At 72.4% G+C, this 13,945-nt stretch carries 15 protein-coding genes; 13 read left to right on the top strand and 2 right to left on the bottom strand.

Annotation, left to right across the window (positions count from 1 at the left end):
* Positions 1–79: 79 nt before the first annotated feature.
* Positions 80–1,207, top strand: a complete 1,128-nt coding sequence (locus tag V9U70_RS18795) for a ferrochelatase (RefSeq protein WP_336676694.1) — start codon at positions 80–82, stop codon at positions 1,205–1,207.
* 114 nt (positions 1,208–1,321) lie between these two features.
* Positions 1,322–2,122, top strand: coding sequence for an inositol monophosphatase family protein (locus V9U70_RS18790; protein ID WP_336676693.1), 801 nt, complete (start codon positions 1,322–1,324; stop codon positions 2,120–2,122).
* Between the two features lie 101 nt (positions 2,123–2,223).
* Here V9U70_RS18790 and V9U70_RS18785 read toward each other — a convergent pair whose 3' ends face one another.
* Positions 2,224–2,397 carry a hypothetical protein gene (locus V9U70_RS18785; RefSeq protein ID WP_336676692.1) on the bottom strand — a complete coding sequence of 58 codons (174 nt, stop codon included), beginning with the start codon at positions 2,395–2,397 and terminating at the stop codon, positions 2,224–2,226.
* A gap of 383 nt (positions 2,398–2,780) precedes the next feature.
* Here V9U70_RS18785 and V9U70_RS18780 point away from each other — a divergent pair, with 383 nt between their 5' ends.
* The 4 genes from V9U70_RS18780 (at position 2,781) to V9U70_RS18765 (ending at position 6,347) form a co-directional block, all read left to right on the top strand.
* Positions 2,781–3,434 (top strand): response regulator transcription factor, encoded by a 654-nt coding sequence (locus V9U70_RS18780; protein WP_228921373.1) that lies wholly within the window; start codon positions 2,781–2,783, stop codon positions 3,432–3,434.
* A 5-nt stretch (positions 3,435–3,439) separates the two neighbouring features.
* A complete protein-coding gene (locus V9U70_RS18775; protein WP_336676691.1) occupies positions 3,440–4,672 on the top strand; it encodes a sensor histidine kinase in 1,233 nt (410 codons plus the stop codon).
* A 405-nt stretch (positions 4,673–5,077) separates the two neighbouring features.
* On the top strand, positions 5,078–5,374 hold the full coding sequence (locus tag V9U70_RS18770) for a DUF4193 domain-containing protein (RefSeq protein WP_003965732.1): 297 nt from the start codon (positions 5,078–5,080) through the stop codon (positions 5,372–5,374).
* Positions 5,375–5,387: 13 nt separating this feature from the next.
* Complete coding sequence (locus tag V9U70_RS18765) at positions 5,388–6,347, top strand: hypothetical protein (protein ID WP_336676690.1); 960 nt, start codon at positions 5,388–5,390, stop codon at positions 6,345–6,347.
* 61 nt (positions 6,348–6,408) lie between these two features.
* On the opposite strand, the gene V9U70_RS18760 is transcribed toward V9U70_RS18765, so the two are convergent.
* Positions 6,409–6,867, bottom strand: coding sequence for a DUF3093 domain-containing protein (locus V9U70_RS18760; RefSeq protein WP_336676688.1), 459 nt, complete (start codon positions 6,865–6,867; stop codon positions 6,409–6,411).
* A 58-nt stretch (positions 6,868–6,925) separates the two neighbouring features.
* Between V9U70_RS18760 and V9U70_RS18755 the strand changes: the two genes are divergently transcribed.
* From V9U70_RS18755 to V9U70_RS18725, 7 genes are all read left to right on the top strand, one after another.
* Complete coding sequence (locus tag V9U70_RS18755; protein ID WP_336676687.1) at positions 6,926–7,510, top strand: PaaI family thioesterase; 585 nt, start codon at positions 6,926–6,928, stop codon at positions 7,508–7,510.
* Positions 7,507–8,037 carry a dUTP diphosphatase gene (dut, locus tag V9U70_RS18750; protein WP_336676685.1) on the top strand — a complete coding sequence of 177 codons (531 nt, stop codon included), beginning with the start codon at positions 7,507–7,509 and terminating at the stop codon, positions 8,035–8,037. Before V9U70_RS18755 ends, dut begins: the two co-directional genes overlap by 4 nt.
* Before the next feature lies 1 nt (position 8,038).
* The gene (locus V9U70_RS18745; protein WP_336676683.1) at positions 8,039–8,812 is read left to right on the top strand and encodes a DUF3710 domain-containing protein; all 774 of its coding nucleotides are present in this window, start codon (positions 8,039–8,041) and stop codon (positions 8,810–8,812) included.
* A 356-nt stretch (positions 8,813–9,168) separates the two neighbouring features.
* Entirely contained in the window at positions 9,169–9,930 is a 762-nt protein-coding gene (locus V9U70_RS18740; RefSeq protein WP_336676682.1) for an ABC transporter ATP-binding protein, read from the top strand.
* 75 nt (positions 9,931–10,005) lie between these two features.
* On the top strand, positions 10,006–12,549 hold the full coding sequence (locus V9U70_RS18735) for a sensor histidine kinase KdpD (RefSeq protein WP_336676680.1): 2,544 nt from the start codon (positions 10,006–10,008) through the stop codon (positions 12,547–12,549).
* Positions 12,550–12,710: 161 nt separating this feature from the next.
* The gene (locus V9U70_RS18730; protein ID WP_336676678.1) at positions 12,711–13,403 is read left to right on the top strand and encodes a response regulator; all 693 of its coding nucleotides are present in this window, start codon (positions 12,711–12,713) and stop codon (positions 13,401–13,403) included.
* A 114-nt stretch (positions 13,404–13,517) separates the two neighbouring features.
* Positions 13,518–13,943, top strand: a complete 426-nt coding sequence (locus V9U70_RS18725; protein ID WP_336676676.1) for an OB-fold nucleic acid binding domain-containing protein — start codon at positions 13,518–13,520, stop codon at positions 13,941–13,943.
* Positions 13,944–13,945: the final 2 nt, after the last annotated feature.

Here is a 13,945-nt window from a genome sequence, read left to right as displayed (position 1 = left end):
CGGCCCGCGGAGCCCGTACCGCCCGCCGCGCCGGATGTCGGTTGCCGCACTGTCAGTGGCGGGTGGCAGGATCGACGTCATGTCCGATCTGCGCGATCCCGCACCCTACGACGCCCTGCTGCTGCTCTCCTTCGGTGGTCCAGAGGGCCCGGACGACGTGGTTCCGTTCCTGGCGAACGTGACCCGCGGCCGGGGCATCCCCGAAGAACGCCTCAAGGAGGTCGGACAGCACTATTTCCTGTTCGGCGGGGTGAGCCCGATCAACGCGCAGAACCGCGCACTGCTCGACGCGCTGCGCAAGGACTTCGCCGAGCACGGCGTGGACCTCCCGGTCTATTGGGGCAACCGCAACTGGGCGCCGTATCTCACCGACACCCTCCGAGCGATGGTCGCCGACGGGCGCCGCCGGATCGCCGTCCTCGCCACCAGCGCCTACGCCTCCTATTCCGGCTGCCGCCAGTACCGCGAGAACCTCGCCGAATCGCTGGCGGCCCTGGAGGCCGAGGGGCTGCCGGCGCCCCGGGTCGACAAGCTGCGGCACTACTTCAACCACCCGGGCTTCGTGACGCCCATGGTGGACGGCGTGCTGGCCTCGCTCGCCGACCTCCCCGAGGACGTCCGCGCGGGCGCCCGCATCGCGTTCACCACGCACTCCATCCCGACTTCCGCCGCGGACGCCTCCGGCCCCCCGGAGGCGCACGGCGACGGTGGCGCGTATGTCGCCGAGCACCTCGACGTGGCCCGGCTGATCGTCGAGGCGGTGCGCGAGGAGACCGGCGTGGAGTACCCCTGGCAGCTCGTCTACCAGTCCCGCAGCGGGGCGCCGCACATCCCGTGGCTGGAGCCGGACATCTGCGACCACCTGGAGGCCCTGCACGGCGAGGGCGTCCCGGCGGTCGTGATGGCCCCCATCGGATTCGTCTCCGACCACATGGAGGTCCTGTACGACCTCGACACCGAGGCCACCGCGAAGGCGGCCGAGCTGGGCCTGCCCGTCCGCAGGTCCGCGACGGTGGGTGACGACCCGCGCTTCGCCGCCGCCGTGCGGGACCTGCTCCTGGAGCGTGCCGGGGTCGAGCGGGGCCGGCCGGCGGACCGCTGCGCGCTGGGGGCTCTCGGACCCTCCCACGACCTCTGCCCGGTCGGCTGCTGCCCCGCCAGGGCCCCGAAGCCGGCCGCCGCGGGCGCCGACAGCCCGTACACCTGACCCGGGCGCCTTCGGATGCCCCGGGCGCGGTAGGAAGGAACGAGCCCGCGCACCCTGCGGCGGGCCGGCCCGCCGCAGCCGTGAGACCTCACCACCGACACCCCTGGGAGCACCGTGAGCGACCCCACCCTGTCCGAACTGCTCGACCTCGCCCTGGAGGCCGCCCGCCGCGCCGGAGCCCTGTTGCGCGACGGCCGCCCGGCCGACCTGGGGGTGGCCGCGACCAAGTCGAGCCCCATCGACGTGGTCACCGAGATGGACGTCGCGGCCGAGAAGCTGATCACCGGCTACCTCTCCGAGCGCCGCCCGAACGACGGCTTCCTCGGCGAGGAGGGGGCGAGCGTGCCGGGAAGCACCGGCATCCGCTGGGTCATCGACCCGCTGGACGGCACGGTGAACTATCTCTACAACCTGCCCACCTGGGCGGTGTCCATCGCCGCCGAACGCGACGGCGAGCGCGTCGTGGGCGTCGTCGAGGCCCCGATGCGCCGCGAGACCTACCGGGCGGTCCTGGGCGGCGGGGCGTACGCGAACGGCGACGCCCTGCGCTGCCGGCCCGCGCCGCCCCTGGACCAGGCCCTGGTCTCGACCGGTTTCAACTACGTCGGCCCCGTCCGCAGCCACCAGGCGGACGTCGCGCAGCAGCTCATCCCGCGGCTCCGGGACATCCGGCGCAGCGGTTCGGCGGCCGTCGACCTCTGCGACGTGGCGGCGGGCCGGCTGGACGGCTACTACGAACGCGGACTGCACCCCTGGGACCTGGCCGCGGGTGACCTCATCGCCCGCGAGGCGGGCGCGCTGACCGGCGGCCGGCCCGGCCTGCCCGCCGACGGGGACCTCACGGTGGCCGCCGCGCCGGGCGTCTTCGAACCGTTGCAGGCCGCGCTCGACGAACTGGGCGCCTGGCACGACTGAGGAGGGGCCCGGCGAAGGCCCTGAGGCGGACGTGGGAGCCGCCGGGCACAGCCCAGGGCCCCGGGGTGCCATGACGGCATCCCGGGGCCCTGGGCCGTGGCTCAGACGCTGGTGGCGCCGATCTCCACGCCATGCTCGGCGGCGAGACGGCGCAGGTCCTCCAGCTCGCCCTGTTCGACATCCGCGAGGAAGTCGTCGCCCTCCTCGCGCGCCCGCGTGAGGCCGGACTCGGTCGTCTTGATGCGGTGCAGCAGACCTGCGGTGAAAGCGTCCATGATGCGCCCCCTCATCGTGGGTCGGTGGCACGGGGGTGTGCCCGGATGCCCTCCGGCCGGGGAGCCGGAGGAGGGATGATCGCGCCGCTGCTCCGGGGAAAGAAGAGCGGGCCGTGGCATGCCACGTGACAGGCGTGATCGCGGGTGTGAAGCCCTCTTCCCCGAACCGCACCTCCGAGAAACCTCAACTGGCCCGGAATTCCGCCGCTTTCCCAGCGGCGTCGAGCCCCTGCCCGGCCGCCCAGCGCCGCCTTACCGCCGGTTTATACGCGTTGCGGGCAGGATGGGAGCGCACAGTCGGTGCTGTCGACCGTGTTCGAGCGGCCCCCGCGTGGGCCGCTCGCCGTGTTCACCCAGAGAAGGACCGAAGGAAGGACTGCGCCGTGCGCGTACTCGTCGTCGAGGACGAGCAGCTGCTCGCCGATGCGGTGGCCACCGGACTGCGCCGGGAGGCCATGGCCGTCGACGTCGTCTACGACGGCGCCGCGGCCCTGGAGCGCATCGGGGTCAACGACTACGACGTCGTCGTGCTGGACCGCGACCTCCCCGTCGTGCACGGGGACGACGTCTGCCGCCGGGTCGTCGAGCTGGGCATGCCCACCCGGGTGCTCATGCTCACCGCTTCGGGGGACGTCAGCGACCGGGTCGAGGGCCTGGAGCTGGGCGCGGACGACTACCTGCCCAAGCCCTTCGCGTTCAGCGAGCTGATCGCCCGGGTGCGCGCGCTCGGGCGGCGTACGACGGTCGCGCTGCCGCCCGTCCTGGAGCGGGCCGGCATCAAGCTCGACCCGAACCGCCGGGAGGTCTTCCGCGACGAGGTGGAGATCCAGCTCGCTCCGAAGGAGTTCGCGGTGCTGGAGGTCCTGATGCGCAGCGAGGGCGCGGTCGTCTCGGCCGAGCAGTTGCTGGAGAAGGCGTGGGACGAGAACACCGACCCCTTCACCAACGTGGTGCGGGTCACGGTCATGACGCTCCGCCGGAAGCTCGGCGAGCCGCCCGTCATCGTCACCGTTCCCGGCTCCGGATACCGGATCTGACGGCCGTGGCCACCGGTCCGGTGCCCCCCGCGGCGCCCCCGAAACCCACCTGGGAGCCCAAGCAGCCCGAGCCCCCCTACCCCTGGCTGCGCCCGACCATCCGCATACGGCTCACGCTGCTGTACGGCGGGATGTTCCTGATCGCGGGCATCCTGCTGCTCTCGATCATCTACATGCTGGCCGCGCAGGCCCTCCAGGTGGGCAGCAGGCTGCCCTTCGAGATCGTCAGCGGCAAGATCGCCAGTGACATCTGCGACCTCCCCCTGAATCCCACCCCGGAGGCCTTCAACGCGGCGATCAACGACTGCGTCAACAACCAGCGCGAGCAGGCGTTGGACACGCTGCTCAACCGGTCGCTGCTCGCCCTCGTCGGGCTCAGCATCATCGCGTTCGCGTTCGGCTACGCCATGGCCGGGCGTGTGCTGTCCCCGCTCGGCCGGATCACCCGGACCGCCCGCAGAGTGGCCGGGACGGATCTCACCCGGCGCATCGAGCTGGACGGCCCCGACGACGAGCTCAAGGAGCTGTCGGACACCTTCGACGACATGCTGGACCGGCTGGAGCGCGCCTTCACCGCGCAGCAGCGGTTCGTGGGCAACGCCTCGCACGAGTTGCGCACCCCGCTGGCGATCAACCGCACGCTGCTGGAGGTCCACCTCTCCGACCCCGACGCCCCGCCAGAGCTGCAGCAGCTCGGCAAGACCCTGCTGGCCACCAACGAGCGCAGCGAGCAGCTGGTGGAGGGGCTGCTGCTGCTGGCCCGCAGCGACAACCAGATCATCGAGCGCAAACCGGTCGATCTCGCCGAGGTCGCCGAGCGGGCCATCGACCAGGCCCGCACGGAGGCGGTGGCGAAGAAGGTCGAGATCCGGGGCGGACGGGCCGCGGCCGTGGTCCAGGGCAACGGGGTCCTGCTGGAGCGGATCGCCCTGAACCTCGTGCAGAACGCCGTGCGCTACAACCTGCCCGAGAGCGGCTGGGTCAAGGTCACCACCGAGCTTCAGCACGGACAGGCCCTGCTCGTCGTCTCGAACACCGGCCCGGTGGTTCCGGCGTATGAGATCGACAACCTCTTCGAGCCCTTCAGGCGGCTGCGTACGGAGCGCACGGGCAGTGACAAGGGGGTCGGGCTCGGCCTGTCGATCGCGCGGTCCGTCGCGCGGGCCCACGGAGGCCGTATCATCGCGGAGCCCCGCGAGGGCGGCGGCCTCGTGATGCGCGTCACTCTGCCGGTCTGAGAGGCTGCGAGATGTGACACCGCACGACATCTCCATGTTCGCTTTGGGCGGAATTTTCGGGACCCGCTCCCCGGCGATTCATGTGTGATCGATCACAGGGTCGATTTTCGAGCCATCCACTCTCCGTGATGGCGACTCCTTCGGAAAGCCGGTAAACGTCCGGGTTTTCGGGGATCATTATCACGGGAAGTGCACGGGGTAGCTCCTGTGAACCGCAGAGACAGGACCGTGTACGGTCCCCATCGCCACCCAAGCAAAGGTCTCCCCGAGGCGTGCGGTTGGGTGTCGATTGAGTAACAGACCTTGATGTGAGGCAAAATCTCCGCCTCAGGTCGGGCACAAGTCCGGCCTCTCACGCGTTACGTGCGCTGAGACACCGTAGACACCCAAGAGGGGGAGAGCGACATGGCAACGGACTACGACACCCCACGCAAGACCGACGATGACGTGGACCAGGACAGCCTCGAAGAGCTCAAGGCGCGTCGGAGCGACAAGACGGCGTCCGCCGTCGACGTCGACGAGTTCGACGCGGCCGAGGGTCTGGAGCTGCCCGGCGCGGACCTCTCCAACGAGGAGCTGGCCGTCCGGGTGCTGCCCAAGCAGGCCGATGAGTTCACCTGCATGAGCTGCTTCCTGGTGCACCACCGCAGCCAGCTGGCCCGAGAGAAGAACGGTCAGCCCATCTGCCGCGACTGCGACTGAGGCCGGGTCGGCCGTGGCAGGCGACACACCGTTGTGGAAGCGGCGCCCCTGGCGTCGGCACGGCCCGGAGGCCGGCCAGGGCGGTCCCGGCGGCACAAGCCCGGCGAAGGACGCTGACGCGTCCGCCGAGCGGTCCGCCGCGCTGCCTGACCCCTCCGGCAGCTACGACGACGAGCGAGGCCGGCCGGCCTCGCTCGAAGTGGCCGCGGCAGGGGCGGACAGGACCGAAGAGAGGAACCAGAAGGACCGGGCGGAGCCCATGACCGGGGCCGGCCGCCTGCACGCAGTGAAACGGGGTGCACGCAAGAGCGGGGAGAGCGCGAGGGCCATGGCCGGCCGCCTGGCCGACCGGATCATCGAGACGGCTCCCCGCGTCCCGGTGCGCGATCTCGCCACCCTGCGCAGACAATTCCCCGGGCTGGGACCCGAGGAGCTCGCCGACAAGCTCGTCGCAGGCGCGAGCCGGGCCACCGCGACCGTCGGCGCAGGCGTCGGAGCGGCCGCCATGATGCCCGTGCCACCGGCCATGCTCGCCGAGCTGGCGGCTGAGGTGACCGGCGTCGCCGCCATCGAGATGAAGCTCGTCGCCGAGCTCCACGAGGTGTACGGCCGCCGCCCGCCCGGGCAGCTCGTCCAGCGCAGCACCGCCTATCTGACGTCGTGGACGGAGGAGCGCGGCATCGACTTCGTCCGGCCGGCCTCGCTCAACGCGGCCCTGGGCGGGCAGATGAAGCGCGAGCTGCGCCAGCAGATCACGAAGCGCATGGCGCGCAATCTGCCCAACCTGATTCCGTTCATGATCGGCGCCGCCGTCGGCGCGACGATGAACCGCCGCGACACCCACAAGCTCGCCGAACGGATCAGGGACGACCTGCGCAAGCGCCAGGTCCCCTGGGACCGGCTCACGGAGCTGCCCCCGCTGGAACAGCCCGCCCGCCCGGCCGGGCTGCCCAAGGAGACCGAGGGTCCCTGAGCCCCGGCGAGCCGCGTGACCTCGCCGCCGACAGGCCCCGGAGCACGGCTTGCCGCCGCGGTCAGACCGACGGCACGGTGCTGAGCGCCGCCGCCAGGCCCTGCGGGTCCCGCGTGGAGAGGTAGACGTACGGAGTCGGGTCCTGCGGGTCCGTGACCTCCACCCGCACCGCCGTCTCCACATAACCCCGCAGCAGCATGAAGGCACGGGCGTCCGCCTTGTGCGTCCGCCAGGCCCGCGCCTCCTCGGCGTCCAGCACCTCGGGCTCCCCCAGCGCCGACAGCGGAATCCGGGCGTCCCCCGCCACCAGCGCCCCCGCCACCACCCGAATCCGGGCGGAGCCGTAACCGCTCACCAGGACCGCCGCGGCGGCCGCGCCGCCGACCAGCCCGACGAGCAGCGGCAGGGTGCCGAGCGGCAGAAGCATGAGCGCGCAGGCGACGCCGACCCCGAAGGCGATGAACCACCAGGACCGGGGGGCGGTGAGACGTTCGTCGAAGACCGGTGCGGAAGGCTGCATGGAACCAAGCTTGGCACGGCGCGACCGGCGGACTGCCGCGCGGGTAAGGTCTGCGCCTGTGAGTGGAACATCAGCAGCTCTGAGACCCCCGGCCGGCGCCGTGGCACCGGTCCGGCACCCCGACGCGCCCGCCCCCGGGGAGCTCCTCGGGGCGCACTACGAACACTGTTTCGGCTGCGGCGGGGGGCAGTCGCACGGACTGCACCTCCAGGCGCGGGCCGGCGAGGACGTGAGCGTCACCGCCGAGTTCACCGTCCAGCCCGCCCACCAGGGTGCTCCCGGGCTGGCCCACGGCGGTGTGCTCGCCACGGCCCTGGACGAGACGCTCGGCTCGCTGAACTGGCTGCTGCGCACGATCGCGGTGACCGGACGGCTGGAGACCGACTTCTTGCGGCCCGTCCCGGTGGACACCGTGCTGCACCTCGACGCCCGGATCACCGCGGTCCACGGCCGGAAGATCTACTCCACGGCCACCGGCCGGATCGGTGGACCAGAAGGCCCGGTCGCGGTCCGGGCCGACGCCCTGTTCATCGAGGTCAAGGTCGACCACTTCATCGAGAACGGCCGGCCCGCCGAGATCCGGGCCGCCATGTCCGACCCGAACCAGGCCCGGCGCGCACGCGCCTTCGAGGTGAACCCGTGACCCGCCGCCCCGTCGACGTACTGATCCGCCTCATCGACCCGGACGTACCGGTCCCGGCCTACGGCCATCCGGGGGACGCCGGCGCCGACCTGGTGACCACCGAGGCCGCCGAACTCGCCCCCGGCGAACGCGCTGTTCTGCCCACCGGCGTTTCGATCGCCCTGCCGGACGGGTACGCCGCGTTCGTACACCCCCGCTCCGGGCTCGCGGCCCGCTGCGGGGTGGCCCTCGTGAATGCCCCCGGGACGGTGGATGCCGGGTACCGTGGGGAGATCAAGGTGATCGTGGTCAACCTCGATCCGCGCGAGAGCGTGCGGTTCGAACGGTTCGACCGGATTGCCCAATTGGTCGTCCAGCAGGTCGAGAAGGTGCGCTTCCACGAGGTGGCGGAACTTCCCGGCTCGGCGCGGGCCGAAGGGGGCTTCGGGTCCACCGGCGGCCATGCGTCGGCGGACGTCGCCGAGGGCGGGATCACCCACGGTGGGAACAGCTACGCATCGGTCGTATCCGACCGGGAAGGACAGTGACGTGTTCGGACGTCGCAAGAAGAGTGGTTCCGCCGAGGACGCGGCGGACGAGGTGCGCGAGGCCGAGCAGGTCGCCGACGAGCCCGAGGCTGTCGACGGGGCCGCGATCGGCGCCCGCCGGATGAACCTCCCGCCGGCCCCCCGGCCGGACGGGCCCTGGGACCTCTCCGAGGTCTCCCAGCCCGGCGAGGGCCGGGTCGACCTGGGCGGGATCTTCGTCCCCGGCGTCGAGGGCATGGAGCTGCGTGTCGAGGTGGCCGGTGACGCGATCGTCGCCGCCACCGTGGTGCTGCGCGACAGCGCGGTCCAGCTGCAGGCTTTCGCCGCCCCCAAGAAGGAGGGCATCTGGGGCGAGGTCCGCGACGAGATCGCCTCGGGCATCACCCAGCAGGGCGGCGTCATCGACGAGGTCGAAGGCCCGCTGGGCTGGGAGCTGCGCGCCCAGGTCCCCGTACAGCTTCCGGACGGGACGGGCGGCGTGCAGCTGGTGCGCTTCGTCGGCGTCGACGGCCCGCGTTGGTTCCTGCGCGGGGTGATCTCCGGCCAGGGCGCCGTCCAGCCGGAGACCGCCGGCCTGCTGGAGACGATCTTCCGGGACACCGTGGTCGTCCGCGGCGACGGCCCGATGGCCCCGCGCGACCCGATCGTCCTCAAGCTCCCCAACGACGCCCAGATGGTGCCCGAGGGCGTCCAGCAGGAAGACCAGGAGGGCTCGAAGTTCTCCGGCGGCATGGGCCAGCTCCAGCGCGGACCCGAGATCACCGAGGTCCGCTGAATCCTTCGTGCCGCCCGGACCGGGTCAGTGCGCACGCGCGCCCGGTCCGGACGACGGACGGCCCCGGCGTCTCACAGCGTCCTCCGGTGGGCCGCACCCCTTCGTGGGTGCGGCCCACCGGCCGTCGTTCCCCGCCCGCTGCCCGCGCACCAGGCGAGAGCACCCGGCTTCGATCCCACGGCGGACCCTCAGGGCCGAGGCGGAGAGGAGCGTGGACGGAGCTCACCGGCCGTTGCCGCCTGCGCCACGCACATACTGGCGGCGACGCAGACCACGTACGCAGCGGGGGAGCAGCATGACCGAAGGCGCCGACCGGCAGTCCGGCACGGCCCTCGCCGGGGCGCAGGCCCGCGCCCATGGCCCGGGTGGAGGACCTGCACCGCTCGTACGGCAGCGGGACAGGGGCGGTGCACGCCCTGCGCGAGGTGTCCTTCGAGATTCCCCGCGGCGAGCTGGTCGCGATCGAGGGCCGCTCCGGCTCCGGCAAGACCACCCTGCTCAACCTCGCGGGCGTTCTGGACGCTCCGGACGAGGGCCGGATCACCGTGGACGGCGCCGAGCTGGGCGGCCTCGGCGAGAAGGGCCTCCTGGAGCTGCGCCGCGACCGGGTCGGCTTCGTCTTCCAGTCCTTCGGCCTGACCCCGGCCCTGACGGCCGCGGAGAACGTCGGCGTACCGCTGCGGCTGCGCAGGGCCGACCCGGCGGAACGCGAGGAGCGGGTCGCGGCTGCTGTCCCTCGTAGGGCTCGCCGACCACGCAGAACGCGCCCCCGCGAACTCTCCGGCGGCCGGCAGCAGCGCGTCGCCATCGCCCGCGCCCTCGCCAACCGTCCCGCAGTCCTGATCGCCGACGAGCCCGTCGGACAGCTGGACGCCGAGACCGGGCTCGCCGTGATGGAACTGCTCCGCGCGGTCGTGCGCAGCGAGAACGTCACCGCCCTGGTCGCCACCACGACCCCCAGCTGCTGGGGCTCGCCGACCGGGTCCTGGAGCTCAGCGACGGCCACCTCGTCGAACCGGCCTGACACCCCCTTCTCCGGTGCCGGCCGGTATCAGAATTACGTCAAGACGCCCTCCGCCCACGCTCCTGGCCAGGGATCACCGGCCGGAGCGGAGTAGCGTCGAAGCCGGCAGCCGCACCGGCGCCACCGGCCGTCGTCAGGACTTAGCCGGACGGAAGAAGACTATGGGGCCATGGCACGCGGCACACTCCGGATCTATCTGGGCGCGGCACCGGGCGTCGGCAAGACGTACGCGATGCTCTCCGAGGCGCACCGCAGAGTCGAGCGCGGCACCGACTGCGTGGTGGCCTTCGTCGAGCACCACGGCCGACCGCGCACCGAGGCGCTCCTGGACGGACTGGAGCAGGTCCGGCGCGGCGAGATCGCGTACCGCTCGGCCGTCCGCACCGAAATGGACGTCGACGCGGTTCTGAAGCGCGCCCCGGCCGTGGCCCTGGTGGACGAGCTGGCCCACGGCAACGTGCCCGGCTCCCGCAACGCCAAGCGGTGGCAGGACGTCGAGGAACTCCTCGGCGCCGGGATCGACGTCATCTCGACGGTCAACATCCAGCACCTGGAGTCCCTCGGCGACGTCGTCGAGTCGATCACCGGCGTCCGGCAGACCGAGACCGTCCCCGACGATCTGGTCCGCCGGGCCGACCAGATCGAGCTGGTCGACATGTCGCCCCAGGCGCTGCGCCGCCGGCTCGCGCACGGCAACATCTACCAGCCGGACAAACTGGACGCCGCCCTCTCCAACTACTTCCGCCCCGGCAACCTGACCGCCCTGCGCGAGCTGGCGCTGCTCTGGGTCGCCGACCGGGTCGACGAGTACCTCCAGCAGTACCGGGGCGAGCACAACATCCGCACCACCTGGCAGGCCCGCGAGCGCATCGTCGTCGGACTGACCGGCGGGCCCGAGGGCCGCACCCTGATCCGCCGCGCCTCCCGCATGGCGGCGAAGGGCTCCGGCAGCGAGATCCTCGCCGTCTACATCGCCCGCAACGACGGTCTGACCTCCGCGTCCCCCAAGGAGCTGGCCGTCCAGCGCACCCTGGTCGAGGACCTCGGCGGCAGCTTCCACCACGTCCTCGGCGACGACGTGCCCGGGGCTCTGCTGGAGTTCGCCCGCGGCGTGAACGCCACGCAGATCGTGCTCGGCTCCAGCCGCCGCAAGACCTGGCAGTACATCTACGGCCCCGGGGTCGGCGCGACCGTCGCCCGGGAGTCGGGGCCCGACCTGGACGTCCACATCGTCACCCATGAGGAGGCCGCCACCGGGCGAGGGCTGCCGATCGCCCGCGGGGCCCGGCTCGGCCGCGCCCGGATCGTCTGGGGATGGCTCGTCGGCGTCGTCGGCTCCGTGCTGCTCACGGTGCTGCTGCGCAGCCTGGAGAACGGCCCCGGCCTCACCAACGACGTCCTGCTCTTCCTCTCCCTCACCGTCGCCGCCGCCCTGCTCGGCGGCGTGTGGCCCGCCCTCGCCTCCGCCGCCGTCGGCTGCATGCTCCTGAACTACTGGTTCACACCGCCGACCCACACCCTGACCGTCCAGGACCCGGAGAACTTCGTCGCCATCGTGATCTTCTTCGCGGTGGCGGTGGCGGTCTCCTCCGTGGTGGACCTGGCGGCCCGCCGCACCCATCAGGCGGCCCGGCTGCGCGCCGAGTCGGAGATCCTCTCCTTCCTCGCGGGCAGTGTGCTGCGCGGCGAGACCGCGCTGGACGCCCTGCTGGAGCGGGTCCGCGAGACCTTCGCCATGGAGTCCGTCGCCCTGCTGGAACGCGAGGGCGACGCCGGCCCGTGGACCTGCGCCGGGTCCGTCGGACCTGCCCCGGCCGCCCGCCCCGACGACGCCGACGTGGACATGCCGGTCGCCGACAACCTGAGCCTCGCCCTGTCCGGCCGGGTGCTGCCCGCGGAGGACCGCAGGGTGCTCGGCGCGTTCGCCGCCCAGGCCGCCGTCGTCCTGGACCGCCGCCGCCTGGTCTGGGAGGCCGAGCAGGCTCGCAGGCTCGCCGAGGGCAATCGCATCAGGACCGCCCTGCTCGCCGCCGTCAGCCACGACCTGCGCACCCCCCTCGCCGCCATCAAGGCCGCCGTCAGCTCCCTGCGCTCCGACGACGTCGCCTGGTCCGACGAGGACGAGGCCGAACTGCTGGAAGGCATCGAGGACGGCGCCGACCGGCTCGACCACCTGGTCGGCAACCTGCTGGACATGTCGCGCCTCCAGACCGGCACCGTGACCCCGCTTATCCGCGAGATCGACCTCGACGAGGTCGTCCCCATGGCGCTCGGCGGCGTACCGGAGGGCAGTGTCGACCTCGACATCCCCGAGACGCTGCCCATGGTCGCCGTCGACGCGGGGCTCCTGGAGCGGGTCGTCGCCAACGTCGTGGAGAACGCCGTCAAGTACCACCCCGGCGGGGAGCCCGTCGCCGTGGCCGCCAGCGCGCTCGGCGACCGGGTGGAGCTGCGGGTCGTGGACCGCGGCCGGGGCGTCCCCGACGAGGCCAAGGAGCGGATCTTCGAGCCCTTCCAGCGGTACGGGGACGCCCCGCGCGGAGCCGGAGTGGGCCTCGGCCTCGCGGTGTCCCGGGGTTTCGCCGAGGTCATGGGCGGCACGCTCGACGCAGAGGACACCCCAGGGGGCGGGCTGACCATGGTCCTCACGCTCGCCGCGGCGCCGGGCGGTGCCCGCCTCGCGGCCGGCCTGCCCGCCCGGATCACCTCGTGAGGAGCGCCCTCCGCTTCGGAGCCGGCCGCCGCCCGCCCCGGCTCCGCCGCCGCCCTCCTCTCCGTTCCCACCGCCCTGTCCCATTCTCACCGCCCTGTCCCGTTTCCGCCGTCCTCTTCCGTCCCCACCGTTCTTCCGTGCAGCAGAAAGGCAGGTCCGCGATGACCCGGGTGCTTGTGGTCGACGACGAGCCGCAGATCGTCCGCGCCCTCGTGATCAACCTGAAGGCCCGCCACTACGAGGTCGACGCCGCGGCCGACGGCGCGACCGCGCTCCAGCTCGCCGCCGCCCGCCACCCCGACGTGGTCGTCCTGGACCTCGGGCTGCCCGACATGGACGGGGTCGAGGTCATCAAGGGACTGCGCGGCTGGACCCGGGTCCCCATCCTCGTGCTCTCGGCGCGCCACAGCTCGGACGAGAAGGTCGAGGCCCTGGACGCAGGGGCCGACGACTACGTCACCAAGCCGTTCGGCATGGACGAGCTGCTGGCCAGGCTGCGGGCCTCCGTACGCCGCGCGGAACCGGTCGGCCAGGACGGGGCCGAGGCCGTCGCCCTCGTCGAGACGTCCGGTTTCACCGTCGACCTGGCGGCGAAGAAGGTGCACCGGGCGGGCCGCGACGTACGGCTCACCCCCACCGAGTGGCACCTCCTGGAGGTTCTCGTCCGCAACGCCGGCCGGCTCGTCAGCCAGAAGCAGCTCCTCCAGGAGGTCTGGGGCCCTTCCTACGGCACCGAGACCAACTACCTGCGGGTCTACATGGCCCAGCTGCGCCGCAAGCTGGAGGCGGACCCCTCGCACCCCCGGCACTTCGTCACCGAGCCGGGCATGGGATACCGCTTCGAACGCAGCTGAGGCCCGGCGGGGGAGGCGCGGCGGCGGCCCTCCCGCTGGTCATCCTTTCGAGTGGTTCGCGCACCCCCTCGGCCGCACTGCCGAGGACCGGTGCAGGACCGGTACGCTTCGGGTATGAGTGCTGTTCCCCGATCGGGCAAAGCCGGGAAGGCCGGGAAGGCGGCGAGGCCTTCCGGGCGCTTCCGCCGTATGCTCGACCGGCTGTCCAGCTCCCAGGAGGATCTGGAGTCCGAGGAGCTGCGGGAGGATGCCCAGTCCACGGGATGCACCCGGATCTCCGAGTGCTCGGACCGGCAGATCGTGAAGGTGGCTGGTACGTTGCGGACCGTCACCCTGCGCCCCCGGGCCGGAGTGCCCGCCCTGGAGGCGGAGCTCTTCGACGGCACCGAGCCGCTGGACGTGGTCTGGCTCGGCCGGCGCTCCATCGTCGGCATAGAGCCCGGCCGCAGGATCATCGCCTCCGGGCGGGTCGCCATGAGCCACGGGCGCCGGGTGCTGTTCAACCCCACATACGAACTCCGACCGCTCGGCAAGGAGTAGCC

This window comes from Streptomyces pratensis, from assembly GCF_037137275.1.
In the GTDB taxonomy this organism is placed as follows: domain Bacteria; phylum Actinomycetota; class Actinomycetes; order Streptomycetales; family Streptomycetaceae; genus Streptomyces; species Streptomyces pratensis_B.
The sequence above is the reverse complement of the archived record's forward strand: the minus strand, read 5'-3'. Positions and strand labels throughout refer to the sequence as shown.

Coding starts and splice junctions, on each gene's coding strand:
- V9U70_RS18795 (WP_336676694.1), top strand. CDS start 80: ATGTCCGATCTGCGCGATCCCGCACCCTACGACGCCCTGCTGCTGCTC.
- V9U70_RS18785 (WP_336676692.1), bottom strand. CDS start 2,397: ATGGACGCTTTCACCGCAGGTCTGCTGCACCGCATCAAGACGACCGAG.
- V9U70_RS18770 (WP_003965732.1), top strand. CDS start 5,078: ATGGCAACGGACTACGACACCCCACGCAAGACCGACGATGACGTGGAC.
- V9U70_RS18760 (WP_336676688.1), bottom strand. CDS start 6,867: ATGCAGCCTTCCGCACCGGTCTTCGACGAACGTCTCACCGCCCCCCGG.
- V9U70_RS18740 (WP_336676682.1), top strand. CDS start 9,169: ATGGCCCGGGTGGAGGACCTGCACCGCTCGTACGGCAGCGGGACAGGG.
- V9U70_RS18735 (WP_336676680.1), top strand. CDS start 10,006: ATGGCACGCGGCACACTCCGGATCTATCTGGGCGCGGCACCGGGCGTC.
- V9U70_RS18730 (WP_336676678.1), top strand. CDS start 12,711: ATGACCCGGGTGCTTGTGGTCGACGACGAGCCGCAGATCGTCCGCGCC.
- V9U70_RS18725 (WP_336676676.1), top strand. CDS start 13,518: ATGAGTGCTGTTCCCCGATCGGGCAAAGCCGGGAAGGCCGGGAAGGCG.